The organism is Kitasatospora sp. MBT66 (genome assembly GCF_000710405.2).
Lineage (GTDB): Bacteria > Actinomycetota > Actinomycetes > Streptomycetales > Streptomycetaceae > Kitasatospora > Kitasatospora purpeofusca.
Map to the genome: position 1 here is coordinate 1,145,159 of NZ_JAIY01000010.1, position 325 is coordinate 1,145,483.

General features: G+C 81.8%; 1 pseudogene. It reads left to right on the plus strand.

The features are described from left to right. Positions 1-325 (plus strand): annotated as a pseudogene (locus BI06_RS51315) (M56 family peptidase); the annotation flags it as partial.

Genomic DNA, 325 nt, shown 5'->3' on the forward strand with positions numbered 1-325 from the left:
CCGTCGCCCACGAGCACGGGCACCTGCGCGGACGCCACCACCTGGTCCTGCTCGCCGCCGACACCTTCGCGCTCCTCCTCGGCCGGCTCCCGCTGGCCCGGCTCGGGCGGACCGAGGTGGCGCTGCTGCTGGAGATGGCGGCCGACGACGCCGCGCTCGCCCGGGTGACCCCCGGTGAACTCGCGGGCGCGCTCTACGCCCTGGCCACCGCCGGGACCGGGGCCGGACCGGCCGGCCTCGCCGCCGCGTCCACCGGCGTGCTCGCCCGCGTCCGGCGCCTCGCCCGGACCCCCGCGCCCCCGGCCCCCGCCTACCGGCTGGCCGC